Raw genomic sequence first — 23,866 nt, forward strand, 5'->3', positions numbered from 1 at the left:
CCTAAAAAATTAAATTATTTCATACTTACTTGTTAATTCTTCAATTATTGACATCAATTTTTCTATACTTTCAATATCATTTCTATTAATTATTAAAAATTCCCCTATTTTTAAAACTAATTTTTGAACATTTGCTCTTTTTTTCAAATCTCTAATTTCATCTATATCTTCAACATGTGCAAGACCTACGCACCTTCTCATCATTTTACATGATGAAAATCCTATAGAATCATGAAATAAATTTTCAACATAAATATCTCTAAACTCTTTTGATTTATAATACTTATTTGCTTTTTCATCCCATAATTTTTTAAATTTAAATTCAAATAAATTCCATAACTCTATTATTGAATTTTTTAAATAATTTCTAAAATCATTTCTAAATTCTTTTGACACATCTTTACCACCCCAAGAAATATAATTTAAAAGTAAATTTGCGATAACTGCTCCTATATCAAAACTAGAAGGACCATAAAAAGCAAATTCTGCATCAAATATTTTTAAGTCTTTATCATTAATAAAAATAGAACCCGTATGCAAGTCTCCATGTATTAATGATTGTGAATGAGTCATAAATTTTTCTTTCATAATTTCTACATTTGTTATCAATTCATTATTTTTCCAAAAATAATTTTCAAGATAATCTCTTAACTCTGGATTTACATTGTTACTCTCTGAATCATAATAAGGATCTGTAAATACTAAATCTTCAGTTATTTTACAAAGTTCAGGATTTATAAAATTCATCATCAATTTTTTCTTTTCTACAGGATTCATAAAAATATCCGATGTTTTAAATAAAACTTCAGACAAAAATGTAGATAAATTATTTGCAAAATGGTTATATTTTTTACCTGAAATAAGTCCTTTTCTCATTATTTCATAATCAACGAGATCTTCCATAACTATACAACACATATTAGTATCATATTTATATATTTTTGGACACATCCCATTTGTCAAATCATTTTCTATTTTTAAACATTCAGATTCAAATTTAACTCTTTGTCTTGTTAAAGGCCAATTATCTCCAGCAACCCTTAAATAATCAAGAGCTTGCTTAACAATTACACTCTTTTTATTTTTTTTATCTCTAATTCTAAACACAAGATTTAAATTTCCATCTCCTATTTCTTCACAAGATAAAAGATTAATATTTTCAAAAATGTTAGTATTATCATAAACATATTTAATCACTTCTTGATCTGTAAAAGGCTTATAATTCATAAATATTCCTCCTTTAATTATAATATATTTTATAAGTCATCTGTTGTATTACAACATATAACTTTATATAAATTCTATTATAAAAAAATAAAATATTGAAGTTGTATTACAAGTTATGATATTTCAAAATTTCAAAATATACCTATTTAACTTAAATAAATGGTATTTTTCTGTATATGATAACTAATATTTAAATTTTTTAAATACTAATATTAAATAATAATTATTGTATAAATTTGCAAAATTATTAATTTTAAAAGTATATATAACATTTTTCTGTTAAATTTGATTTTAATATATAAAAAATATATAATATAATATAAAGAGGTGATAAATATGATTATTGATTTTAGTTTCAAAAATTTTAGATCTTTTAGAGATCTAACAACATTATCAATGGAAACTAATTATTTCGATGAAAATACAACTTTTAATTCTGAAAAATTTAATTTATTAAAAACTTCTGCAATATATGGTCCTAATGCTGGAGGAAAATCAAATTTTTTCAAGGCTTTTAAATTTTTTAGATCTTTTATTCTTTATTCTTCTACAAGATTTCAAATTGATGATATTATACCAGTTGAAAAATTCAAATTAGACAAAAATTCCATAAAAGAACCTGTTATATTTGAGTCTAAGTTTATTATTGAAAATCATTATTACAGATATGGTTTTTCTATAAATAATAATGCAGTTGAAGAAGAATGGTTATATCATAGACCAAAAGGAAGAGAAGCAAGAATTTTCGAAAGAACTAATGGAGAATTCATAAGAGGCACATACTTTAATGAAGGCAAAGATGTTGAAGAAAAAACAAAATCTAATACTTTATTTTTATCTTCTTTGTCTCAATGGAACAGTAAAACAGCTAAAAAAATCTTAGATTTTATTAAGAATATTAATATTTTAAATACTTCTACAGCTATAGAACCTTTTATTACTATTGATTTAATAGAAAAAGGTATAATTACAAAAGATAATGTTTTAGAATTTTTAAAACTATCAGACTTTGGTATTAATGATTTTAACATTGAAAATAAAGAAATTGATTTTTCTAAACTCCCTAAAGGCATTCAAGAGTTAATAAAAAATTCTAGTCCTGATGAATTTAAAATACCTGATAAATATTTTTCCATAAAGATAAACCCAGTTCATTTTTCGTATGATAATAATGAAAAATCGAGTGTAGTTTTAGATTTTGAAAAAGAAGAATCTGATGGTACTAAGAAGTTTTTTTCACTTATTGGCCCTTTTTTAGCTACTCTAAAAAGAGGCGGAGTTTTATTAATCGATGAATTAGATACAAGTATTCATCCTTTATTATTAGATAAAATTATAGATCTTTTTAATTCAGAATATAATAAAAACAATGCTCAATTAATTTTTTCTACTCATAATACAAGAATTCTAAGAAATTCATCTTTAAACAAAGATAATATATGGTTTATAAATAAAAATAAATTTGGTGTATCAGAACTTTTCTCATTATCAGAAATTAAAAATGTTAGAAAAACAGGAAATTTTGAAAATGAATATTTATCTGGTAAATATGGAGCTATACCTTATATTGAGGATATTTTAAACAGAGTTGATATTGATGGCTAAAAGAAAAAAATTAAGAAAATCTTTAAGTCAAGGTAGAAAACCTGAAAATAAAAATCCTAATACAACTTTTATTATGTTTTGTGAGGGAGATACTGAAGTAAAATATTTTAATTCTTTAAACAATCATCTAAAAGATTCAAATATAGTTATTACTACAAAAAAATCAAATAAAACAGATTGTATAGGCATCCATAAATACGCTGAAAATTATAAAAACAGTAATAATAATGAGTTTGATTATTATTTTTTAGTATTTGACAAAGATTATAATAGTTTTGAAAATATAGAAAAAGTTATGTCAAAAAAAGAATATAAAATATTATTCTCAAATCCTTGTTTCGAATTATGGATAATATTGCATTATAAATTAATAGATAAAAAAACTGATTGTAAAGAAATCATCAAAATGATAAAAAAATTTATTCCAAATTATTCAAAAGGACAAAATGATTTATTTACAAAATTAAAAGATAAATTAACAATCGCTATAGAGAATAATAATAAATTATTAGATAATCATTGTAAATTATATAATCATAAAAATTTTATAAAATTAAATCCTTATACTAATATTTTTGAATTATATAATATAATAAAAAAAGCATGATACTAATTTTTTAGTATCATGCTTTCTTATAAATTTATTTTTTTAACAAATAAGACTTAAATCCTTTAATACCAACAAATTCATCTGCTTCAAAAATTCCTACAACTTTAAAACCAACACTCTTATGAAAATTTAAAGATGCCAAATTCCCTTCAGGCTCTTTATTAACATAAACCAAAACATTTTTACCCGTTAATGCACTTAAATATTCATAAAAAGCTCTTCCTATACCACAACGTTTATACTCTCTACTAACACCTATTTGCTCTGAATAAACACAATCAGATATATCTTCATAAAGAACTGTATTATTTATCATATCATATGGATAATCCCAAGAATACCATAAAAATCCTGCAAATTCATCATCAACACTTGCTATCAAAAAATTATCTATATTATTTTCAACGGTATTCTTATCTAAAACTCTTATCAAAACCCCATTCTCAACATCGAAAACATTCTTATAATTAAGACTTTCAGATAGATCACATATAAAATCAATATTATTTAAATTTGCTTTAAAAACCTTAATCATCAAATCATATCCTTTTATCGTTTTCAAAATTTCTCTTCTTTTTAAAATGTTTAATAATAAAAACTATCAAAAAAATTAAAAATAAAAACAAAGTCCCAGTAACAGCACCAGATAAATCAATCATAACATCATGTAAAGATGAGCCCCTATCATGAAATCCTTGATTATACTCATCTATTGCAGCAATCATGGTTGGAAAAGAAATTCCCATTAAAAAACTGATCAAATATTTTCTACAATAAACAAAAGTAAAAAGAGAAGAAATAAAACCAAGTAACATATAAATGCCAAAATGAGCACTCTTTCTCAATACTGACATTCCAGCAACCCTATCAGTTCCAAACCACCATTGTTTCAAAAAACTTTCAAGATTAATAAACCATTCTTTATTAGTTATATCTAAAGTATTATCTAAACTCTTAAAAAATTCATAAACCGCACCAGATTGATTATAAGATGTTTGTGTATTTCTCGATCCAAAATAAAAAATTACTCCTACCCAAGCTATTAAAATAATGCCAATAATAAAAAACCATTTCTTCTTCTTATTCTTCATATAATTCACCTTTACTTTAATAAATATATATAATATTATATCAAAATAAATTAAAAAAAAATGAATTTTTAACGGATATTATAATAGGGGTGATAAAATGCAAAATGTAATAGGAATAATTCCAGATCTAATAAAGATGGTTGAAATTCCAGGACATGGAGAAGAAAAAAAAGAAATAGTTATGAATGCAATAAGAGAAATACTCAAAGCCTTAAAAATATATCATCCAATTTTAGATATTGCATTATCTATAATAATAGATGGACTCGTAAAAATAATATTTCCTAAAAAAGCTTAAAAAGATAAAAGCCCAATTATTGGGCTTTTATCTAATAGTAATAGAAAAAATATGCATAGTTGGTTTAGATGAAAAAATAATCTTAGAAATATTCTCATCTCTTAAATCAAATTTATTTAAAAACAAATGATTAGAAATATTCTCTTGAATACCTGTATTTCCATATCTATAATCAAAACTCAAAAAAATACTTTCATCAAAAAAAGTTTTTTGACACCAATCCGAAAATCTAAGTGATTCTTTTTGAACTAAACCATCATCATAATATATAGTAAAATCACTGCTATAAGATCCATGATCACTTGCTCCTACAATATACAAAGAATTTCCTTTTAAATCCTCTTTAAACAAAAAAGTTTGAGAGGATAAAACAAAATTATCATTCTCATAATTCATAACTTTAAAATAAGAATCATCGAAAGAAAATACTAAATTTTTATCCTTCTTTTTAAATTCCTCATAAGAAAAACTTGCTCCTACAATACCTTCTGGATTATCAAAATTTCCTTTTTTTCTTTCATCATAAGAAACAATTCCATTATTATTATAAACATCTTTTAAATCTAATAACTTACTATTATTATAATCTTCATATTCTATAAAAAATGATGAACCTTTAACTTCATTAGAAAATGTATTCATATCAGTTTTTTTAACTTCAAATCCATCAAAAAAATAATTCAAATCATCTTTTGAAAAAACAAATAAATAATCTTCAGGAATAAGTAAAATCTGATCTATAAACATTTTAGAATCAGAATTAAATGAAAAAGTTATTTTATTAGAATCACAATATAACTTACCCCCATAATAAAAACCATTATCATAAGTCAATCTCTGTTCAGATTTATTAGCTGAAGAATAAACTTTCAAAAAACTTCCATCATTAAACTCACCAGAAACATATATATAGTAATTTCCTTTAAGTGATTTCAAAAAATTATTTTTTAATACAATCTTAGAATCTGCTTCAATTCTAACATTATTTTTATTATCCATAGAAAAAGAATAAATACCACTATTCAATTTTTCAGCTTCCAAAATTTCAGCAGAACTATATTTTGAAAATACCACATCAGAAAATTTAAAATATTTTTCTGGAATATTGAATAATCTTATCTTAGAAAGTAAATAAGAGATTGTAGACTCTGCACCTGAATTACTATTAACATAAACAGAATGCAATCCATCAAAACCTTCTCCATTATCCCCATACATAATCAAATTAGGATTATTATTCCCCTCAAAAAAACTATATAAAAAAGCCGTATAATAACCATATTTATCTTTTTTAGTGATATTATAAAGCTTAGATGCTGTAGAAACATAAGTTTCAATACCATATGATATCTGTTCATAAAGTTTAATAAAATCTTTTGATTCATAAACAGGACCAAAAGATAAAATTAAATTAAAAATATTATCAGCATAAAAAATAGCAGAATTTAAATATTTCTCATCTTTACAAATACTATAAAAATCAATCAAAGCCTCTGCTTGTCTACTACCCCAACTATGCCATAAAAAACTATCTTTAGACTCATTATATGCACCCTTAAAAACTCCACTTTCAAACTGTGTACTCATAATACCATCTGCAACTCTCAAAGCAATATCAAAAGACTGTTTATCATTAGTCTCTTTGTAAAACTCTGTAAGTCCTAAAAGAAAAACAGACGAAATATCACTATAACCATTGATAAGACCAAATTCATTCAAATTATTTTCAAGGATCTTTTCAACATTCTTTGCTGATTTAATCAAAATATTCTTATAATCCCCATCAAACATATATAAACAATTACTTATAGCCCAATAAGCTCTTGCAGCCCACCAAGAACCACTTTTCCTACTCGTTACTCCAAGTTTATTAATAGATCCATCATCAAAAACAAAATTATAAAAATCTCCATCAATATCTTGAAAAGCTAAAACAAAATCCAAAGCTTCTTTAACCCTCATCTTATATAATTCATCATTCTCAATCTTATAAAGCTCTGAATAAACTATAGCAACTCTTGCAACATCATCTACACAACTAACTCCTTCTTCAGAAACTCCTTTTTTTATATAATTATTTCCAATATTATCTGCATAAATCCAATAACCATAAAATTCTTCATCCTCAATCAAAAATTTATCCCTCAAAAAATCCAAATGATTCAAGTTTAAATCCACAGAAAAAGAAAAAACAATAATGAACAAGAACATAAAAAAACAAAAAAATTTTCTCATAAAAACCTCCAAATAAAAATATTAGAAGACTAATAAAAGCCTTCTAATAAATACTATTTAATTGTAACTGATTGAATCTCTAAAGATCTATTATTCAAAAATTCAAAAATATTTTTTACATTTTTTGTGCCATAAACAGAATAAATTCTATCAAATTCAACAATATCTCCTGCCTTAAATTTCATCATCAAATTATCTCCAATTTCTTGATCTGAAGTACCATTAAATACTCCTTTTGTAGGCTCATACAAATTAAATTCATCTGGCATCCATCTAAAAAATCCATCTCTAAACTCTCTACTCTCATACATCCATGAACTACCCATTATAAACTTCTTAAAATCAGAATATACAACAGGTTTAGTTGGTAAAATTTCTACTGCAGCAATATTAAGCTTATCAGAATAATTCGCCCTAAAATTTTCCATACTACCAAAAAGATAAGATGCTCCCCACCATAAAGGACTATTAGCTTCACCAGCATTAAAAGCTATATAAGGAATATCATTAAAAAACTTTATAGAATCTCTTTGTTTCCAATAATCTACAGATCTTATACCTAATTGCTCTGCCCAAACAAGTCTTCTAAAAACAGGCAAAATATGCAAAGAAGAATCATCCATAGATAATAATGGATTAGTAGCCATAACTTGAAGCTTCATCAAATCAACATAATTTGTAAAATAAAACTTATTATTTACAACAACATCTCCTGTATAAAATACAGTAGAAACTATCTCTTGATTAAAACCAGGAAGATCATCATAAGTCAAAACAGATTTAACACTAATTGACACAGCTCCTGGATCACTAACTTTCAAACTTTTAACAGAAAATCCATTAGAAGTATTTTCCACATGCTTTCCTAATTTCCCATCGATATAATAAGAACTTCCTGACCAACCAGCAACTCTTGCAGTACCTATTTCATTAAAAATATTACCTTCATTTCCATCAAAAGAAATAAAACTTATTAACCCTTTATTAGAAATTTTAAAAGAAAAATTTTTATTATTGACAATATAAGAATCATCATCATTAAGAACTTCAAAATTACTATCAAAATGCAAAACATCCATATCAAAATCATCACTAACGACTAACCTTGCTTCACCTTTAAAACAAAAACTAATCAAATCATCAGAAGAAATTCTATCATTAGAATCCATATCAGTTATCTGATAAACAATATCCTTATCATTAACATCTTTAATTCTCAAAGAATACCAATTAGCATCAAAATCTTCACCAAATTTATCTAAAAGTTCAGAAAAAGTAAAAACTTGTGGAATATCTAAACCAGTTTTCTCATCGCTTCTAAACACTAATTCTCTGAACTCAGAAAAAGAAACAATAGAAATCAAACAAACAATAAATATTAATAAAAATTTTCTCATAAAAACCCTCCTCTTTTTGTAAACGCTTACAACAAATATCATGATAAACTTTTTATAGAAAAAAATAAAACCCTAAAAAAATCGATTAAAAATCATTAAAACGCTTTAAATCCAATTAATTTAATTTTTTGATATTTTTATAATATTTTAACAACTCTAATAACACAAAAAGATTCCACAAATCAATATTTAAATATAATCAAATTTATTTACACATAACAAGCCATAAAAACCAATAATTAAATTTTACAAAAAAAGAAAATAATGATATATTTAAAATGATAATTGTAAACGCTTACAAAAAAGGAGTTAAAAATAATGTCCACAATAAATGATGTTGCTAAACTTGCCAATGTTTCAATAGCAACGGTATCAAGAGTATTAAATAAATCAGAAAATGTTTCAGAAAAAACAAAAATAAAAGTTTTAAAAGTAATAGAAGAGCTTGGATTCGAACCTTCAAAAGATGCCAAAAACCTTGCAACTTTAAAAAATAAAAATATATTAGTATTAACAAGCGAAAGAATATTAAAAATAACAGACCAAAGAAAAGATTATGGAATCGATGAATTTTATAAAGCAATTTTGATGGGAATAGAAGATGGATTTAAAAACACAAAAACCAAAATAGAATTAAAAAATTATGATCAAATAAATGAAAATTACATACAAAAATTCGATGGAATAATAATAATAGGATCAGATCCAATACCAAACTACATAGAAAATATAAAAATACCGATAGTTCTCTTAGACAATTATATTCCTGGAAAAGATTATAACTGTGTAGTAAGTAATGGATATGATGGAGCATACTTTGCAATAAATAAAATGATAAAAAGAAATTATAAAAAAATATACCATCTACATGGTTCATTATCTTATTATGGATTCAAAACAAGATACGAAGGCTATAAAAGTGCAATGCAAGATAATGGATTAATGCCAGAAACCTTTGAATGTGATGAAACAGAAGAAAGTATAAAAAATGCTTTGAATATACTTTTAAAAAAACAACCTGAGGTAATATTCACTTCAAATGATCCAATAGCTTTAATCTTAATAGATCTCTTAAAAAAGAAAAAAATAAAAATACCTGAAAAAGTTCAAATAATAGGCTTTGATGACATAATACAATCAAGTATATCAACACCAAAATTATCAACAGTAAAAATCTTCAAATATGAAATGGGAAACAATGCTGCTTTAAGAATAAACGAATTAATAAATGGCATAAATGTACATCCAGTAATGTCATCTGTGTTCACAAAATTTGTTGAACGTGATACGACAAAAAAAGAGGAGGGCAAACAATGAAAAAAAGTATCATTCTTATAACACTCATTTTAATGATGAGCATAACAACATTTTCAAAAACCAAAATAGTATTCTGGACAGCTCCAAATCCGAATCAAGAAGTATTTTGGAAAGAAATGGTTGAAAGATATAATTCACAAAGCAAAGATATAGAAATTCAATGGAGTACAATACCTGCCGCTGGAAGTTCCGAAGAATCCATACTAACAGCAATTGCTTCTGGAAGGGCTCCTGACATATCAACAAATATATTTTCAGGTTTTGCAGCTCAATTATCAGAACTCGAAATACTCGTACCTCTAAGTGATATGGAAGGATTTGATCAATTAATAAAAAACAGAAAAATGGAAAATATAATAAAAACATGGGAATATAATAAAAAATCATATATAATACCCCTTTATTCAAATTCAGTACTAATGTGGTGGAGAAAAGATATATTAAAAGAATTTGGCTGGGAAACACCGCCAAGAACATATTCAGACATATATAAACTCTCAAAACAAATTCAAGAAAAAGACAAAAACAACTATTCAATAAGAGTAATTCAAGGTAGAAATTGGAATGATAGATGGTTTGATTATATAACATATTTTTATGCTGCAACACAAGGACAATCTTATCTCGATTTAGACAAATATAGAGCCAACATATCTGGAGAACAAGCAAAAGAAATAGCAAAATTCATAGAAACAATGTTCCAAAACAAATGGACAGCCGTCGATCTTGGTGAAGCCGCCTTTTATAGAGGTTACATTGCCGGAAGTCTTAAAGGACCTTGGGAAATAGCTTATGCAAAAAATCAATTCCCAAAAATATTCGAACAAATAATATTATCTACACCACCTGTACCAGACAACTATCCAAAAGATAAACCAGTATACACATTCGCCGATTCTAAAGGATTAGTAATATTTGAAACGAGCAAACACAAAAAAGAAGCTTGGGATTTTGTAAAATGGATATTCTCACAATCAGATTTCGACAAAAAATGGCTTGAATACACACAAATGCCTCCAGCAAGAGAAGACTTATTAGAAAATAATGATTTCAAAGAATTTTTCGAAAAAAATCCATATGCAGCAGAATATGCTAAATATGTAAAATATGCAATACCACCAGCACAAACTACAAAAACAGTAGATATACAAGACGAAATGACAGTAAATCTAATAGAACCTTTAATGTATGGCACAAAAAATTATGAACAAGCTATAAAAGATGCCACTAAAAATATCAACAGAATACTATGGTAAAGAAGGATAAAAAATGAAATCAAAAAATAATCTGAAAAAAAGAGAGGCAAGAAAAGGATTTGCAATATCTTCAATATATATAGTATATGCAGCTATATTTTGGGGCTATCCTTTTGTATGGTTATTCATACTTGCATTTTCAAAATGGAAATACATAGGAACACCCAAATTCTATGGCTTAAACAATTTCATAAAAGTTTTCACAGATCCAATATTTTGGCAATCATTCTCCAATGTTATGAACTTTATGCTATATTTTATTCCATTGGTATTAATAAGTTCATTATTATTTGCCATGGGAATGAAAAGGTTAAAATATGGAAAAACCTTTGTGGGATTAGCCTTTCTTTTAGCCAATATATCATCTGGAGTAGCATATTCGATAATGTTTTCAAAATTATTCTCAGAAAACGGCCCTTTAAACCAATTAATAGACAAATTATTCGGAGTTAAAATACCTTGGTTCACAAATCCACAATTTGCTTTATTCTCAATAGTTCTAATAGTTCTTTGGAAATTTATAGGATATTATGGATTAATACTATACTCTGGACTAAATGGTATACCAAGAGAAATATATGAAGCTGCCAAAATAGATGGTGCTACAAAATGGGAAAGCTTTAGATATATAACACTTCCATTATTAAACCCATCAATAGTGATGATACTCGTACTATCTATAACATTAAGTTTTGGAATATTCACAGAACCATATATGATAACCGGTGGAGGACCTATGAGAAGCACATTAACACCTATGATGTTAATGTATACAACAGCATTCAACAAAATGAACCCAACATATTCTGCAACGATGTCAATAATAATAGCTATCATAAGTTTTGGAATAATATGGTTAACAAGAAAGATAATAGAAAGAGATGTGAGTCTCACATGAAATCAAAAATAAATAGCATAATAATACATATAATAATGATATCTTTAGCTTTAATATGGATATATCCATATGCATGGCTTTTTATATCATCTGTAAAACCTGCAGATCAAATATATGATAATTTTATACCAACAAAATTCACATTAGAACATTATAAATTCATATTAAACTCTGCAGAAAAAATGGATAGACCTTTCATAAGAGGATTTTTCAACAGTCTATTCGTATCATTAACAGTAACCTTAATAGTAATATTCACATCAGCTTTAATATCATATGCATTAACAAAGCTACAATTCAAAGGAAGAAAACAAATAATAAACTTTATAATATTTCAAATGGTATTTCCATCATTCATGTTCACAATTCCAATGTACATACTAATAAGAAATTTAGGCCTTGTTGATACATACACATCATTAATAGTACCAAGTATGATAAGTGGATGGGGAATATTCATGATGCAACAAAGTTTCAAAACAACACCAAATGACTATATAGAAGCAGCAAAATTAGATGGTGCAAAAGATCTATGGATAATATTCAAAGTGATGATGCCATTAAATAAATCTGCAATATCAATAGTAGGTTTATTCACCTTCATAGGAATTTGGGACAATTTTATGTGGCCTTTAATAGTAATGAAAAATTACAATAAAATGCCTTTATCCGTATTACTTGCAAGCTTTAACACACAATACGGAGCATATCTCGGACCAGTACTTGCTGGGTCTGTAATACAAACATTACCTATGGTAATAATATTTATACTATTTAGAAAATACTATCTTGAAGGAATATCAATATCATTAAAATAATATGTGAGGTGTATTTTGTATGGATCCAATATTAAAGAGACATCCCCTAAGCCCTTTATTTGCCCCTAACCCTATGCATTTATGGGAATCAAAATATGTTTTTAATCCAGCAGTTATATACGATGGAGAACTTTTTCATATGTTGTACAGAGCTCAAGGTGCAGATATGGTATCAAGAATGGGATATGCAGTAAGTACAGATGGAATAAAATGGAACAGAATGGAAAACCCTGTATTCGAACCAAAAGAAAACAATGAAATGTATGGAGTAGAAGATCCAAGACTCACTCATATAGATGGAAAATACTATATGACATACACTGCATATTCACCAGAAAATATTTCAATAGCACTTGCATCAACTCAAAATTTCATAACTTGGAAAAGACATGGAATAGTAATTCCAGAATCACCAAATAAAGATGCAGCAATATTTCCAGAAAAAATAAATGGAAAATATGTAATGTTTCATAGATTAGAACCAGATATGTGGCTTGCATATTCAGATGACTTAATAAAATGGAATAATTATACAAAAATAGCAAGTCCCAGAAAAAACAGTTGGGATAATGTAAAAATTGGTGTGGGTGGAACACCAATAAAAACAGAATATGGTTGGCTTGTACTATATCATGGAGTAGGAGAAGGGCCAAGATTAATATACAGACTCGGATTTATGCTCTTAGATCTAAACGATCCAACAAAAATTCTTAAAAGAAGTGAAACTCCTTGTCTCGAGCCTAAAGAAACATGGGAAAAATTTGGCGGTGTTCCTTCAGTAGTATTCTCAGATGCAATAGTAGAATACAAAGATCAATACTATGTATACTATGGTGGAGCAGACAATTATATAGCCCTTGCAACGATAACAAAAGAAGAAATAAAAAATTGGATAGAAAATTAAAAAATTCCCCTTTAAAAGGGGAATTTATACTTTAACAACAAAGTTTAAATAATCATTCTTTTTATCTTCTGTCCATAAAAATTCTTCTTTATACAAATCAAGATTTCTCAAAATAATATCATAATCATCATAAATTTTTAAGATATCTTCTGTTGAATTCTCAACATTTTTAGGGTCAATAACTACTCCTATACCATATTTTTCAACCATATTAGCCATTGATTCAAAATTTTTATTAACTATAACAGGAGTTCCAGCAGCTAAAGAATCAAAAAATTTATTAGGCATAGAAAAAATAAAATTCAATGGAATCTCATTTTCACTTAAAGTATATGAAATTAAAGAAAAAGATGTTTTAGAAATCTCCATCATCATATCTTCATAGGGTAAAAAAGATGTAAAATCATGTTTAACACCTTTAAAATCATCAGAATCAAAACCAATAATTCTAAACTTAAAACCATTTTTCAAAAGATTTTGTAAAAGCAAAATCTCATTATCTAAAACTCTTGCAGTTTTTCCAACAAAAGAAATAACTTTTTCTTTCATATCACTTTTTAAAACATTTTCTGCATAATTAGTTATAACCTTTGCTTTTATATCAAAATCTATAAATTTTTTGACATAATCCAACATCTCTTCAGAAACAAATATTGATTTGTCCGAAAGTTTAAGTTGTTTTTTAAAAATTTTCCACATAAGAAATTCTTTGATCTTCTTTTTAAATCCTGTCAAAGATTCCATAAAATTATCTGGATGAAGCTCATGAACATCATAAATAATTCTTTTACCCTTTTTTTTAGCTAATTTAAAGGGTAAAATTGGTTTAGTTGGTAAAAAATGATGCATATATAAAACTTCATAATCAAAATCTTCAATCATTTTAAAAATTTTTTCATCCAAAACTTTCCTTCTTTTAAACTCTTGAAAATTAGAAGAAAGTCTCTTACCATAAACAATAGGAATATATTTTATATTACCCTCAATATACTCAAATTCCTCTTCCTTTGTTATATATTGATAAATTACTTTATTACTCTCAGATAAAGCTCTGACAGTTCTATAAACTCTTTTGTCATACTTTGGATGCATATAACCAACAATAAAAAAAGTCATAAAATCACCTATACAAATTAAATTTTAAAAACAAAAATACAATCATAAATAATCAACAAATTCACCTTTAACAATACCTTCCTTAGCAAGTCTATCTGCAATATCATTATTGACATCATTTGAATGAGCTTTAACCTTAACAAAATCAATATCAATCTTATCCTCAACACTATTCATATAAGATTTATACAATTTAGTCAATTCTTTATTGGCTCTCCATTCACCATTAATCCATTTTGCAATCCCTTCATAATCATGATAAATCAATACTTTATCAATAGAATTATTAATACAAAAATCAATGGTAGCAACACAGGCCATAAGCTCTCCAGCAACATTTCTTGAACTTACAAATCTTTCATCATTACCCTTAAAACTCAAAAAATGTTCTTCATCATCAAAAAACAAATAAACTCCCGAACCATAAATCTTCTTGGCACTATCATAACTTCCATCTATATAAGCTTTCCAACAATTATTTTCATCAAACTTAACCATAACCTCATCTTCAATGAAATTGTAAGCTTCTATCTCATTATCAAACTTCTTAAAAATAGCTCCTTTAAATCCATCAACTTGAGCTTTACACTCATTCCATGTATTGTAAACACCTTTAATTCTACCATTTTTTACAGCATAAAAATATTTTTTCAACTAAAATCCTCCTAAAAATCATAATTACTTATCATCAAATCATAATTACTTATCATCAAATCATAATTACTTATCATCTCTTTTAATTTCTTTTCCTTCAGCATCATAATTTACTTTTGTAAGTTCAGATTTGACAAAATTATCATTTAATAATTTAACAAACAAATCTTGTGATTTTTTAGTACTCAATAAAATCTTATCCTCTTCATCATAATCAAATTCTCCTTTCAAAAAATCATTAGTCTTTGAAAACTTTATTATTTCTCTTTTCTTGACCTCAAAAACTGGAGAATCCACATTTATTTTTGATAATTTTCTTGAAAAAGTTAAATCTCCCTCTTCAATTCTCTTCCTGAGTGGAGCATCTTCAACCAATATATCAAGTTTTTTTATTTTATCCATAGACTTCTTGGCATTCTCTTTAATAATAGCATCAAAACCGAAATAAGATTCAAGAATTTTTAAATTAATAAAATATAACTCATCATCGACCATAAAAAAATCAACCTTAGTATCAACATTAAAAAGGTTCTTATCTATCTTTCTAAATCTATTTGAATCGGGAAAAATAATAAACCTTTTATCATTTCCATAAACATTAATTGCATAACTTTTTCTGACAGAATAAAAATTTTCTTTCTCACTACCAAACTTAAAAATATAAAATCCAACATCTTTAAAATCATCATCTTTAATATCAAAAAAATCTTCTTCATAAAGACTTATATTCCTAATCAAATCCAAAAAAGAAGCAAGTTTATCTGTATAATCAAGATCATACTTAAAAATAGCATTTTTAGTATTTTCAAAAGAACTTATATTAACAATATTCTGACTATCCTTAAAAATTTTCAAACTATCCTCACAAACATTATGAGCCAAAGATTGTAAACTGTTATCTATCAAATCAATTCTTTTAAGAACTTTACTACTTTTCAAAAAAAAGTATAAATTAACAGAATTAATATTTTTAGGTTTTTTCAATATTCTTTTAATCTTTTCTAATCCAGATTCGATCATCTATTTTTCCCCCCATATATAATATCATCACTCAAAAGTTGATAAACTATATGGTCATCTACATGAAGATCATCTTTAGATATCAATATCTTTTTTTGAACTTTATTCTTACTCTCATATTCAACCCTATAAATCTTAAAACCATAAATAGCCAAAATAGGATTAGAATAATAAAGATTAGTTCTAATATAAATAACACCTATAAAAAATAATAAAATAAAAGTTATTAAATAATTTCTTTTATCTCCAAAATTTACAAATATCAATGGCATAATATAAGTATAAAAAAATGACATATACTCAAAATTAATACTCTCAACTTTTTTTAACTCCACTGAAAGATCTCTCTTAACTAACATCTTTTTAAAAAGATAAAAAGTAAAAAGCCCAATAAGCATGAAAATAATCAAAATAATTCCATACAAATTAAAAATCAAATCAAGACTTTTTATATTCATATCTTTATCAAAGCAATTCAAAACAAAAAATATACCGAATAAAATATCAAGAGATAAAAAATAAAACCCTATTTTATAAAAATAATTAATCTTTTTTGAAAATTTCATCTTATATCCCTCCAAAGATAAAAAACATCATAAAACAGCTTTTTTAACAATATCTGAAATCTTTTTTTCTGTATTTTCATTCAATTCAGTAAAAAACCATGCACATTCCATTAAATTATCTTCTTTTCCATCTTCAACAGAAAAATAAGCATGTTCAGTCAAACCAAAAGTCATATACTTATCAGCCCTATGAAATATTAACACTGGATCTCTTTTAGACTTTGCATAACCCGGCATACCATACCAAAGTCTTGGACAAAGATCGGGCACACTATTTAAAATTATTTCATGGACCTTTTTTGCCAAAATTTTATACTCTTCATCCATAGCCTCTATCTTTTCTAATACAGCTAATTCATCTTTACTTTTCATCTTTATCCCCCCTATCAATAACATCAATATTATATAATATAATAACAAAAAAGCAGGGCAATGCCTGCAATTATCTTTGAACATTGAACTGAGATTTTATATTTTTTTAATCCCTTAAATATAAATCTCTTGTATATATCTTATTCTCAACATCTTTCAAATCATCATTCATTCTATTTGTGAGTATTATATCAGATATACTTTTAAACTCTTTTATATCTCTTATAACCCTCGAATTAAAAAATTTATCTTCTTTCAATGTAGGTTCATAAACCACTACTTCAATACCTTTTGCTTTTATTCTTTTCATAACTCCCTGAATAGAAGATGCTCTAAAATTATCAGAATCTGTTTTCATAGTAAGTCTGTATACACCAACTATTTTTGGCTTTTTCCTTATTATTGCATCTGCTATATGATCTTTTCTTGTACTATTTGAATCTACTATAGCTCTTATCAAATTATTTGGTACATCTTCATAATTTGCAAGCAGTTGTTTTGTATCTTTTGGTAAACAATATCCTCCATATCCAAATGATGGATTATTATAGTAATTACCTATTCTTGGATCTAAACAAACTCCTTCTATTATTTGCTTTGTATTCAATCCTCTTATTTCAGCGTATGTATCAAGTTCATTAAAAAATGATACTCTCATTGCTAGAAATGTATTTGCAAATAATTTTATCGCTTCTGCTTCTGTTGAATCTGTAAACAATACTTCTATATCCTCTTTTATCGCACCTTCAACTAATAAATTAGCAAATTTTTTCGCTCTTTCACTTCTTTCTCCTACAACTATTCTCGATGGATAAAGATTATCTATCATACAATGCTTTTCCTTCTCTTAAAAATTCTGGAGAAAATATTATATTTTCTGTATCATACTTTTCTTTTATCTGTTTTGTATATCCCACTGGTATAGTTGATTTTATTATCATTACTGCATTTGGATTTATTTTTATTACATTTTCTATTACATTCTCTACTGTTGATGTATCAAAATAATTCTTCTCTGGATCATAATTCGTTGGTGTTGCTATTATTATATATTCTGCATCTTCAAAAGCTTCTTTTTCATCTAATGTTGCTTTTAATTTTAATTCTTTACTTTTTAAGTAGTCTTCTATTTCTTTATCTGCTATTGGTGATTTTTTATTATTCAACATATTTACTTTCTCTTCTATTATATCTAAAGCTTTTACTTCATTCTTTTGTGATAACAATATTGCCAATGATAACCCAACATACCCTGTTCCCGCTACAGCTATTTTCATCTTTTTATACCCCCAAATTACTTATTATAATATTCTTTATACCATTTAGCAAAATTAGCTAAACCTCCATCAATTGTTTTATTTTTGCCAATTTTATCTACTATATTATATATCATAATAAGAAAATCTTACAGTTTAAATAAAAACTGTAAGATTTTTATAATTCATAATAATATTATTTATTTATAAATTTTTTATAATAATCCCATTGACCTATATCTATCATTTTTTTATTAGAATTATAAACTCTAATAGACATTTTTCTTAATTTAGCTCTTGATATTAAATCAGGCATATCAATTTCTTCACCTTTTTTTATAAGTTTTAATACATTAGGATTCAATATATATATTCCAGTATTTACCATATAGCTCAAAATAGGTTTTTCTTCTATATCTACAAAAATATTATCCTTTTGTTTAATGACACCGTATGGAATATTAATATCTTCACGAGCAGTAAAAATAGTAATATCATCATCATTTAAAATATGTTCTTTAACTGCTTTTGAATAATCAATATCCAAAAGTATATCACAATTAGAAACTATTATAGGATTATTAGAACTTATATAGGCCAAACTTCCAGCCGTTCCTAAAAAATTATCTTCTTCAATATAAGAAATATTATAATCTAATTCATCAAAATATGTTTTTATCATCTCTTTTTTATAATTTATAGTAAAAATAAAATCATAAAAACCATATTTTATAAACTGTTCCATTATATTCTCAATAATCGTCTTTTCTTTAAAGGGGACTAAAGGTTTTGGAATTATTTTCGTTATTGGTAATAATCTGACTCCTTTTCCACCAGCCATTATAACGACTTTTGTATTATTAATATCATAATATTCTTGAAAATTGATATCAAAATAAATTATTTTCAAAAGTTTTTTATTAGAATTCAAAATTGGAAGATAATTAACCATATTATTAATCAATTCTTTTTGATTTTTATTTTCAAAATCTTCTTCAAATATAAATTTTGGATTATCATTCATAATATCTTTAGCTACAAAATCATCAGATTTAATTTTTCTTCTTAAATCTCCATCGGTTATACATCCTATCAAAATTTCATCTTTAACAACAAATAATATTTTATGAATAGAATCATTTATATATTCAATTATTTTATCTTTTTTAGTATACTCATCTATAATTTTAAAATATCTCAAATCAAGTATATCCATATTAAAACCCCTTCAAAATAATCTCAGCAAATTTTAAATCAAAATAATCATCTATATCTATAGAATTTTTTTTATCCATTATGTAAGCGAATGAATTACATTTAAACCAATCTCTATATTTTCTAATATATTCTACATCAGCTATATATAATGCTCCATTCAATCTATAATACGTATCAAGATCTTGTCTTCTTCCATTTTTTACATCTTCATTTAAAAATCTATCCATAGATAAATCTTTTGGTAATGTATTAGACCATAAAGGTGAATGATCAACCTCACAAACAGAAACAACAGCATTCGCATTATTATTTTCAAACAATTCAAAAGCTTCTATTATATTTTTATCATTTCTTAAAGGAGATGTTGGTTGTAATAATATAACAATGTCATAATTTTTTTTATATATTCTCTCACAATTATCTATTGCATGAATTAAAGCATCCATTGAAGATGATGAATCAGTTGCTAATTCTTTCGGCCTTAAAAAAGGAACTTCAGCACCATATCTTTGTGATACTTCTAATATTTTTTCCGAATCAGTAGAAACAACTATATTTTCAAATATTTTTGAATTTTTAGCCGCTTTTATTGTATAAGATATCAATGGATTTCCATTTAAATCTATTATATTTTTATCTTTTATACCCTTAGACCCACCTCTTGCTGGTATAACACATAGAGTTTTTTTCAAATAAATCACCTCAAAAAATCTTCCCACTTAAATGCAATATCTTTTTTTATATCTTTAATAATAGTTTTACCAATTAAAATATCTATATATTCAGGAAGAATTCCAGAATTAGCTCTTTTAATCTCAAAAGAATTCATATCAAATTTACTACCTTTATAAATATCTTTAGAAGACACTAAAACTCTTCTTACTACTTTTCTTATCTCTATTTCAGATTTATTTGGTTTTTTTATACCATCACCAATAGACTTTTCAACATTTCTTATAGCTTTTACCATTTCTTTTAATTCATTAGGATCTAATGATGCCTTATGATCTGGTCCATTAAGAGTTTTATCTACAGTAAAATGTTTTTCAATTACTTTGGCGCCCATAGCAACTGCTGCAATTGGTATTTCTATACCAAGCGTATGATCTGAATAACCTACACAAACCTTAAAGGCCTCTTTTAAAGTTTGCATAGCTTTTAAATTAACTTCATCATATGGACATGGATAATTAGTAGTACAATGAAGCAAATATAGTTTATTTGAAAATCCTTCACCATAAATAGTATCAACTGCTTTTGAAACTTCTGTAAGATTACTCATTCCAGTTGATAATATTAAAGGAATATTCTTTTTTGCAAATGATTTCAAAAAAGGGATATTTGTAATTTCACCAGAACCAATTTTTAAAAAAGGAACTTTAATTACATCAGAAAGAAAATTCAAACTTTCTTCATCATCTGGAGTAGATAAAAACATAATTTCTTTTTCTTCACAATATTTATTTAATTTTATAAAATCATCATAAGATAATTCTAATTTTTTAACCATATCAAATTGATTTTCGGAATTTCCTGTATTATTTTTTTGATAAACAGCTTTATCAACCGATTTAGATAATACTTTCTCAGTTTTAAAAGTTTGAAATTTAACAGCATCTACGCCGGCTTCAACAGCAGCATCAATTAATTTATATGCTAAATTAATATCTCCATTATGATTAACTCCAGCCTCAGCTATAATAAAAGTTCTATTCATAATTATTCCTCCAAAAGATAATTCCATTTTTCTTGATCAATTTCATTTATAAATTTTTTTGTTATAAGTTTATTCTTATCTAAACTTAGAGCATTTTTTATAGCAATAGCTATTCTTTCAGAATTTTTCCCATCTTTATACGGATCATAAGGATTATAAACATCTAATATTTTATTCTTAAATTCTTTTGATAATGCAATTTTTATATTTTTCTCTATCTCATTTTCATCATAATTACAATGTAAAACACTTTCAGCAGAAAGTCTATTCAATTGTCTATTACCAACATTAATTGTTGGTATTGAAAAAGATGGAGCTTCAACAATTCCACTTGAAGAATTACCTAAAACCATTGAACTATTTTGCAAAACTTTTAAATAGTTTTTTATTCCAAAATGCGAAATAAAAAAACAATTCTTATTTATATCTACAAATTTTTTAATTTCATTTTCTATTATATCTGAACCTTTTTCATTTCCACAACCAGTAAAAATAAGTTGATATTTTCTAGAATATTTTTTTAATATATTTAAAATTGGAGTAACCTGATCAAAAGGAGATAAATTTTCTAAAGTTGATGGATGATAAGTCACTAATATGCTTTTTTTATTCAAATCTATATCAAATTTTTCTAAAATTTCTTCTTTAGAAGCTAATTCATTGGAATGTATATTATCAAGGCCATTTTCTCCTGTTATACAAATTCTCCAATCTTCTTCTCCCATAAGACTTACATTTTTTGCATAATCTTTATTTGCAACTAAATGTACATGAGAAAGTTTTGTAGTGGCATGTCTTACACTATCATCTATTACACCTTCTGTAATTTCTCCTCCACTAATATGAAAAATTGGAATTTTATACATTAATGCCGGAAAAGTTACAGAAAATAATTCATATCTATCTCCAAGTAATATTATACAATCAAAATAATTATCTTCAAAAAATTTACCTATATCTTTTATAGAATTGCCAATATTTATACATAAATTCAAATTATCATTTTTTTCGTTAAATGAATTGATTTTAAATATTTTATTTTGATCTAAAATCATATCTTCTTCTATTTCCTTATAAGTAAATCCTTTATTACTTAAAAAATGACTTCCAGAAACTAATAAATAAGTATCAAATTTATTATTAGATATTTTTATTAATGGTTTTAATAATCCATAATCAGATCTTGCTGAAGTAAAAAATAAAATTTTTTTCATTTGTTATCCTTCTTCATTATTTATTATATTTAATATTTTTTCCATATCTTTTAAATCATATCTATAATCACAAGGTATGGATATGATCTCATCACTAATATTATTTTTAAAATCACCCAAAAAATCTGTATTCCAATGAATAGGTGCAAAAATTTTATTCTCAAATAATTTATCTCTAATAATGTTTCTTTGTTCAACACTTTTAAATAAAATTGGAAAATATTGTGAATAAAAATTATAATTTTTATTTAAACCTTTATTTAAAATATTAAAATTTTGCTTTATTTTTAATATATATTCATTTAAATTTATACATTTTAAGATATTTTCAGACAAATAACTAATTTTATAACCAAAATCATTTGAATTATCTAAAATAGATTCAGCATTTTTTATTATATTAAAATTTTCATCATTATTAAAGTTGTTAATACTACTATAATATCTGGAAAAAAGTCCATATGTTCTTAAATATACAAAATCTTCTCTTGATTTATCTTGGAAAACTAAATTCGCATTAGATAAAACATATGCTCCATCTGGTAAAGCAAAACTTTTTCTTAAACTACCTATTATATATTTTGATTGAGATAATACATTTCTAAATTTTTCTTTATTAAATATTAAATGTGTTGTATCTGAAATAATATTCAATTCATTATCTATAGAAAATCTATATAAGTTTTTATCAACAAAACCAAAAAAATTTATAATCAAAATATAATCATTTTTTTTAGGTTTAAATTCTATATCACTCTTTAATTCATCATAAATATTATAAAATTCATAATTCAAATTATTTTTTATAATAGGATTTAATACAGATTCACACAAAAAATTTGGTATCCATATTTTCTTATCTTTTATATTATTAAATATAGCATATAAAGCATCTCTTCCAGTAGAAAACAAATTCAAATTAATCTCAAAATTTTTGAGATAATTCAACAAACTATTGTCTATATACTTATAATTTTGATTAAAAAAATATAATTCTCCACCAATCATATTCAATATTTAGCATCCTTTATTAAAAAAATATAATTCTCCACCAATCATATTCAATATTTAGCATCC

23 protein-coding genes and 1 pseudogene are annotated in these 23,866 nt (G+C 25.1%); 8 read left to right on the forward strand and 16 right to left on the reverse strand.

What is annotated here, in order from left to right:
* Nucleotides 1-9: 9 nt before the first annotated feature.
* Nucleotides 10-1,227, reverse strand: coding sequence for an S-methyl-5-thioribose kinase (mtnK, locus tag PWP28_RS08185; protein ID WP_109605979.1), 1,218 nt, complete (start codon nt 1,225-1,227; stop codon nt 10-12).
* Nucleotides 1,228-1,563: 336 nt separating this feature from the next.
* On the opposite strand from mtnK, the gene PWP28_RS08190 reads away from it, so the two are divergent.
* The gene (locus PWP28_RS08190) at nt 1,564-2,832 is read left to right on the forward strand and encodes an ATP-binding protein (RefSeq protein WP_308644559.1); all 1,269 of its coding nucleotides are present in this window, start codon (nt 1,564-1,566) and stop codon (nt 2,830-2,832) included.
* Nucleotides 2,825-3,439: an RloB family protein gene (locus PWP28_RS08195; RefSeq protein ID WP_109605983.1), complete on the forward strand. Its 615-nt coding sequence runs from the start codon at nt 2,825-2,827 to the stop codon at nt 3,437-3,439. Before PWP28_RS08190 ends, PWP28_RS08195 begins: the two co-directional genes overlap by 8 nt.
* Before the next feature lie 34 nt (nt 3,440-3,473).
* Here PWP28_RS08195 and PWP28_RS08200 read toward each other — a convergent pair whose 3' ends face one another.
* Together PWP28_RS08200 and PWP28_RS08205 are read right to left on the reverse strand one after the other, a co-directional pair.
* The gene (locus PWP28_RS08200; RefSeq protein WP_308644560.1) at nt 3,474-4,004 is read right to left on the reverse strand and encodes a GNAT family N-acetyltransferase; all 531 of its coding nucleotides are present in this window, start codon (nt 4,002-4,004) and stop codon (nt 3,474-3,476) included.
* Nucleotides 3,982-4,533, reverse strand: a complete 552-nt coding sequence (locus PWP28_RS08205; RefSeq protein WP_109605987.1) for a VanZ family protein — start codon at nt 4,531-4,533, stop codon at nt 3,982-3,984. Before PWP28_RS08205 ends, PWP28_RS08200 begins: the two co-directional genes overlap by 23 nt.
* Nucleotides 4,534-4,630: 97 nt before the next feature.
* Between PWP28_RS08205 and PWP28_RS08210 the strand changes: the two genes are divergently transcribed.
* Complete coding sequence (locus PWP28_RS08210) at nt 4,631-4,831, forward strand: hypothetical protein (protein ID WP_109605989.1); 201 nt, start codon at nt 4,631-4,633, stop codon at nt 4,829-4,831.
* Nucleotides 4,832-4,858: 27 nt separating this feature from the next.
* Here PWP28_RS08210 and PWP28_RS08215 read toward each other — a convergent pair whose 3' ends face one another.
* On the reverse strand, nt 4,859-6,964 hold the full coding sequence (locus PWP28_RS08215) for a hypothetical protein (RefSeq protein WP_308644561.1): 2,106 nt from the start codon (nt 6,962-6,964) through the stop codon (nt 4,859-4,861).
* Between the two features lie 155 nt (nt 6,965-7,119).
* Complete coding sequence (locus PWP28_RS08220) at nt 7,120-8,463, reverse strand: hypothetical protein (protein WP_109605993.1); 1,344 nt, start codon at nt 8,461-8,463, stop codon at nt 7,120-7,122.
* 318 nt (nt 8,464-8,781) lie between these two features.
* On the opposite strand from PWP28_RS08220, the gene PWP28_RS08225 reads away from it, so the two are divergent.
* From PWP28_RS08225 to PWP28_RS08245, 5 genes are read left to right on the forward strand one after another with little or no spacing between them, the layout of a single operon-like run.
* Entirely contained in the window at nt 8,782-9,780 is a 999-nt protein-coding gene (locus tag PWP28_RS08225) for a LacI family DNA-binding transcriptional regulator (RefSeq protein ID WP_264149432.1), read from the forward strand.
* Nucleotides 9,777-11,036: an extracellular solute-binding protein gene (locus tag PWP28_RS08230; protein WP_305081213.1), complete on the forward strand. Its 1,260-nt coding sequence runs from the start codon at nt 9,777-9,779 to the stop codon at nt 11,034-11,036. Before PWP28_RS08225 ends, PWP28_RS08230 begins: the two co-directional genes overlap by 4 nt.
* A gap of 13 nt (nt 11,037-11,049) precedes the next feature.
* The gene (locus PWP28_RS08235; RefSeq protein ID WP_264149430.1) at nt 11,050-11,934 is read left to right on the forward strand and encodes a carbohydrate ABC transporter permease; all 885 of its coding nucleotides are present in this window, start codon (nt 11,050-11,052) and stop codon (nt 11,932-11,934) included.
* Nucleotides 11,931-12,752 carry a carbohydrate ABC transporter permease gene (locus PWP28_RS08240; protein WP_305081214.1) on the forward strand — a complete coding sequence of 274 codons (822 nt, stop codon included), beginning with the start codon at nt 11,931-11,933 and terminating at the stop codon, nt 12,750-12,752. The genes PWP28_RS08235 and PWP28_RS08240 overlap by 4 nt, the downstream gene beginning before the upstream one ends.
* Nucleotides 12,753-12,771: 19 nt before the next feature.
* The gene (locus PWP28_RS08245; protein WP_305081215.1) at nt 12,772-13,656 is read left to right on the forward strand and encodes a glycosidase; all 885 of its coding nucleotides are present in this window, start codon (nt 12,772-12,774) and stop codon (nt 13,654-13,656) included.
* A 24-nt stretch (nt 13,657-13,680) separates the two neighbouring features.
* On the opposite strand, the gene PWP28_RS08250 is transcribed toward PWP28_RS08245, so the two are convergent.
* The 11 genes and pseudogenes from PWP28_RS08250 to PWP28_RS08300 all read right to left on the reverse strand — a co-directional run bounded on the left by PWP28_RS08250 (nt 13,681) and on the right by PWP28_RS08300 (nt 23,803).
* The gene (locus tag PWP28_RS08250; protein ID WP_308644562.1) at nt 13,681-14,772 is read right to left on the reverse strand and encodes a glycosyltransferase; all 1,092 of its coding nucleotides are present in this window, start codon (nt 14,770-14,772) and stop codon (nt 13,681-13,683) included.
* A 42-nt stretch (nt 14,773-14,814) separates the two neighbouring features.
* Complete coding sequence (locus PWP28_RS08255) at nt 14,815-15,426, reverse strand: ribonuclease H family protein (protein WP_308644563.1); 612 nt, start codon at nt 15,424-15,426, stop codon at nt 14,815-14,817.
* Nucleotides 15,427-15,492: 66 nt separating this feature from the next.
* On the reverse strand, nt 15,493-16,446 hold the full coding sequence (kwaB, locus tag PWP28_RS08260) for an anti-phage protein KwaB (protein WP_308644564.1): 954 nt from the start codon (nt 16,444-16,446) through the stop codon (nt 15,493-15,495).
* Nucleotides 16,443-17,012 carry an anti-phage protein KwaA gene (gene kwaA / locus PWP28_RS08265; protein ID WP_308644565.1) on the reverse strand — a complete coding sequence of 190 codons (570 nt, stop codon included), beginning with the start codon at nt 17,010-17,012 and terminating at the stop codon, nt 16,443-16,445. Before kwaA ends, kwaB begins: the two co-directional genes overlap by 4 nt.
* A gap of 27 nt (nt 17,013-17,039) precedes the next feature.
* Nucleotides 17,040-17,384, reverse strand: coding sequence for a DUF1801 domain-containing protein (locus PWP28_RS08270; RefSeq protein WP_206050597.1), 345 nt, complete (start codon nt 17,382-17,384; stop codon nt 17,040-17,042).
* Between the two features lie 106 nt (nt 17,385-17,490).
* A pseudogene (locus PWP28_RS08275) lies at nt 17,491-18,661 on the reverse strand (nucleotide sugar dehydrogenase).
* A 175-nt stretch (nt 18,662-18,836) separates the two neighbouring features.
* Nucleotides 18,837-19,856 carry a sugar phosphate nucleotidyltransferase gene (locus PWP28_RS08280; RefSeq protein ID WP_305081219.1) on the reverse strand — a complete coding sequence of 340 codons (1,020 nt, stop codon included), beginning with the start codon at nt 19,854-19,856 and terminating at the stop codon, nt 18,837-18,839.
* Nucleotide 19,857: 1 nt separating this feature from the next.
* Nucleotides 19,858-20,559 carry a cytidylyltransferase domain-containing protein gene (locus PWP28_RS08285; protein ID WP_369426059.1) on the reverse strand — a complete coding sequence of 234 codons (702 nt, stop codon included), beginning with the start codon at nt 20,557-20,559 and terminating at the stop codon, nt 19,858-19,860.
* Nucleotides 20,556-21,575 (reverse strand): N-acetylneuraminate synthase, encoded by a 1,020-nt coding sequence (gene neuB, locus PWP28_RS08290; RefSeq protein WP_308644566.1) that lies wholly within the window; start codon nt 21,573-21,575, stop codon nt 20,556-20,558. The genes PWP28_RS08285 and neuB overlap by 4 nt, the downstream gene beginning before the upstream one ends.
* A 2-nt stretch (nt 21,576-21,577) precedes the next feature.
* Nucleotides 21,578-22,789, reverse strand: coding sequence for a UDP-N-acetylglucosamine 2-epimerase (gene neuC, locus PWP28_RS08295; protein ID WP_305081222.1), 1,212 nt, complete (start codon nt 22,787-22,789; stop codon nt 21,578-21,580).
* Between the two features lie 3 nt (nt 22,790-22,792).
* Nucleotides 22,793-23,803 (reverse strand): hypothetical protein, encoded by a 1,011-nt coding sequence (locus PWP28_RS08300; protein ID WP_308644567.1) that lies wholly within the window; start codon nt 23,801-23,803, stop codon nt 22,793-22,795.
* Nucleotides 23,804-23,866: the final 63 nt, after the last annotated feature.

The sequence above is a fragment of the Oceanotoga sp. genome (assembly GCF_030445905.1).
Classification (GTDB): Bacteria; Thermotogota; Thermotogae; order Petrotogales; family Petrotogaceae; genus Oceanotoga; species Oceanotoga teriensis.

Coding starts and splice junctions, on each gene's coding strand:
- mtnK (WP_109605979.1), bottom strand. CDS start 1,227: ATGAATTATAAGCCTTTTACAGATCAAGAAGTGATTAAATATGTTTAT.
- PWP28_RS08190 (WP_308644559.1), top strand. CDS start 1,564: ATGATTATTGATTTTAGTTTCAAAAATTTTAGATCTTTTAGAGATCTA.
- PWP28_RS08195 (WP_109605983.1), top strand. CDS start 2,825: ATGGCTAAAAGAAAAAAATTAAGAAAATCTTTAAGTCAAGGTAGAAAA.
- PWP28_RS08205 (WP_109605987.1), bottom strand. CDS start 4,533: ATGAAGAATAAGAAGAAGAAATGGTTTTTTATTATTGGCATTATTTTA.
- PWP28_RS08210 (WP_109605989.1), top strand. CDS start 4,631: ATGCAAAATGTAATAGGAATAATTCCAGATCTAATAAAGATGGTTGAA.
- PWP28_RS08220 (WP_109605993.1), bottom strand. CDS start 8,463: ATGAGAAAATTTTTATTAATATTTATTGTTTGTTTGATTTCTATTGTT.
- PWP28_RS08225 (WP_264149432.1), top strand. CDS start 8,782: ATGTCCACAATAAATGATGTTGCTAAACTTGCCAATGTTTCAATAGCA.
- PWP28_RS08230 (WP_305081213.1), top strand. CDS start 9,777: ATGAAAAAAAGTATCATTCTTATAACACTCATTTTAATGATGAGCATA.
- PWP28_RS08235 (WP_264149430.1), top strand. CDS start 11,050: ATGAAATCAAAAAATAATCTGAAAAAAAGAGAGGCAAGAAAAGGATTT.
- PWP28_RS08240 (WP_305081214.1), top strand. CDS start 11,931: ATGAAATCAAAAATAAATAGCATAATAATACATATAATAATGATATCT.
- PWP28_RS08245 (WP_305081215.1), top strand. CDS start 12,772: ATGGATCCAATATTAAAGAGACATCCCCTAAGCCCTTTATTTGCCCCT.
- PWP28_RS08250 (WP_308644562.1), bottom strand. CDS start 14,772: ATGACTTTTTTTATTGTTGGTTATATGCATCCAAAGTATGACAAAAGA.
- kwaB (WP_308644564.1), bottom strand. CDS start 16,446: ATGATCGAATCTGGATTAGAAAAGATTAAAAGAATATTGAAAAAACCT.
- kwaA (WP_308644565.1), bottom strand. CDS start 17,012: ATGAAATTTTCAAAAAAGATTAATTATTTTTATAAAATAGGGTTTTAT.
- PWP28_RS08270 (WP_206050597.1), bottom strand. CDS start 17,384: ATGAAAAGTAAAGATGAATTAGCTGTATTAGAAAAGATAGAGGCTATG.
- PWP28_RS08280 (WP_305081219.1), bottom strand. CDS start 19,856: ATGGATATACTTGATTTGAGATATTTTAAAATTATAGATGAGTATACT.
- neuB (WP_308644566.1), bottom strand. CDS start 21,575: ATGAATAGAACTTTTATTATAGCTGAGGCTGGAGTTAATCATAATGGA.
- neuC (WP_305081222.1), bottom strand. CDS start 22,789: ATGAAAAAAATTTTATTTTTTACTTCAGCAAGATCTGATTATGGATTA.